This window comes from Nonomuraea sp. MG754425 (assembly GCF_021699195.1).
In the GTDB taxonomy this organism is placed as follows: domain Bacteria; phylum Actinomycetota; class Actinomycetes; order Streptosporangiales; family Streptosporangiaceae; genus Nonomuraea.
This window is the reverse complement of sequence record NZ_SSXE01000458.1, coordinates 1-768: the sequence shown is the minus strand read 5'-3', so window position 1 is coordinate 768 and position 768 is coordinate 1. Positions and strand designations below refer to the sequence as shown.

General features: G+C 54.7%; 1 protein-coding gene. It reads left to right on the top strand.

All coding sequences use genetic code 11. The features are described from left to right. Positions 1 to 92 precede the first annotated feature (92 nt). A partial coding sequence (locus FAF44_RS53470; protein ID WP_237111161.1) for a hypothetical protein occupies positions 93 to 768 on the top strand: 676 nt, incomplete at its 3' end.

Sequence of the window (768 nt, the reverse complement as noted above, 5' to 3'; positions counted from 1 at the left end):
AAAATGCTGACTGCGCTGAAGAAATGAAACGGCTGAAACCAATTGCTTATCCTGCGTAAGCCAGGATAACAGACAGGAAGGAGCAGGGGAGTATGAGGCATGTACATCATGTGTTGCCGGATCCGGGCCAAAAGAGAAGGCGGAAATTTTTATGGATAAAGGAAACCGGCGGATCCGTCTCGATCTTTCTGATTGCGGCACTCGCCTTTGTCTTCCTGTTCACAGCTGTTTTGATTGACTATGCAAGGATTGCCGCTGCCAATGTGCAGCAGGAACGGCTGGCAAGGGCGGCAGTCCGGTCGGTAATGTCCTCTTATGACCTCAGCCTGCAGCAGAGCTATGGCTTGTTTGCCTTCGGGGGCGATGACGGCGGCCAGCTGTTGTCTGCAGTATTGAATGATAATTTGTTTGAGAGCGGCCGGGGAGACGCCTTTAATCTGCTCCCCGTCAAGCTGGATAGCTCTGCTCTGGACTGGAGCAGGCCGATCGGAAGCTATGATATTTTCCGCCGGCAGATCGCCGAGGAGATGAAGTATAAAGCCCCGGTCGATTTCGCTCTTGAACTGGCCGGCACATTCAAGCCGCTGTCAGCGGCAATGGGAGAAGCCTCGCGCTCCACAAAGGTGCTCGGCAAGCTTCAGCCCCTCTACGATGCGCGTGAAGCTGCACTTGATCAGATGCTGGAACGGCGGCGGCAGGCTGCAGAGAGCGCAAGGAGCCTGCAGCAGACAATTATGAATCCGCCGCAGGATTATATCAGCACCCGCT